Raw genomic sequence first — 1,130 nt, forward strand, 5'->3', positions numbered from 1 at the left:
AGACAAGAAAAGAAACAAGATGAACAAAAGAAAAACGCAGGGAAATATCAAAAATATCCGGAAAATGAAACATTAAACGATGCTACATCTTTTGGAGCGGTCATTACAAAAGAGCTTGGATTTACGAATATTGCTAAAGACTTATCTAAATCTTCTTATATATTAACACCTATTTCAATAATAAATGATTATACAGATTATTTAAATAAAGATATTACTTGTTCAAAATTTTCAGCCAAAGGTATAATGAACATGGCAGCATTATATAATAAAACATCTCCTTATGTTTTTTATGCAGAAGCCATTTATAAAACTTATAAAGTTTACGAAGGATTTTATAAATTAGCCAAAAGTTACATTATACAAGGAGAAACAAAACTTTATCAACTAACCACATCATCACCTATTCAAGTAGCATATTTCACATGGTAAAATATCAATTATCTATACAGAAAATACTATTGCATTCTACGTTAAGCATCATATTAATAGCAATATGTACCTTTATAACAGTACTATTCTTTCAGGAAGAAAACAGAAATGAATTCATTGAAGTCTGGAGCAACTGGATATCAGAACCTTTCGATTCCAAACTGGATATTATCATTCAATATATGATGATATTATCCATGTATTATCTCTGTTATTTTTACAATATATACATAATAACAAAATTTATACGATACGACAAAACAACGATTTTAACGATAGACCCTGAAACATGGCAGGCCGTATATTCACGGGAAGAAAAAACGCTCGAATTTAATATGAAAGATATAGAAGATTTCAGATACATATCATGTTTCTTCCGAGGAAAAGTAATCTATTATAATCGTTTAAAATTAAAATCGGGAGAAATATTAAGAATAACTTGTTTCGTTTTTGACGATCTGGATGAATATGTCATGGGAGAATATAAAATCGATTATAGATGGTTCCCGGAATTTTGAAAAACTTATGAAACTATTTAAACCAACCATTGGAAAAACTTTTAAAGCGATAGCTTTTAAAGTCATTTTTTGCGGAGTAATGGCATGGATATGCTTATGCCCGCCTTTCTTTTATCTTTTGAATCCGGAATATGCTAACGACAGGGAATACATCCTGCATCAGATTCCGGCTTTCATATT

General features: G+C 29.6%; 2 protein-coding genes. Both read left to right on the forward strand.

Features of this window, described 5'->3' with window-relative positions; genetic code table 11:
* On the forward strand, window positions 1–432 hold a 432-nt coding region (locus tag OCV73_RS14460), incomplete at its 5' end, for a hypothetical protein (protein ID WP_167551285.1).
* Window positions 426–950: a hypothetical protein gene (locus tag OCV73_RS14465; protein WP_147553343.1), complete on the forward strand. Its 525-nt coding sequence runs from the start codon at window positions 426–428 to the stop codon at window positions 948–950. The genes OCV73_RS14460 and OCV73_RS14465, both read left to right, overlap by 7 nt.
* The last annotated feature ends 180 nt before the right edge of the window (window positions 951–1,130 follow it).

The organism is Barnesiella propionica (assembly GCF_025567045.1).
Classification (GTDB): Bacteria; Bacteroidota; Bacteroidia; order Bacteroidales; family Barnesiellaceae; genus Barnesiella_B; species Barnesiella_B propionica.

What these genes read in the sequence shown, in the direction of transcription:
- OCV73_RS14465 (WP_147553343.1), top strand. Translation starts at nt 426, where the DNA reads ATGGTAAAATATCAATTATCTATACAGAAAATACTATTGCATTCTACG.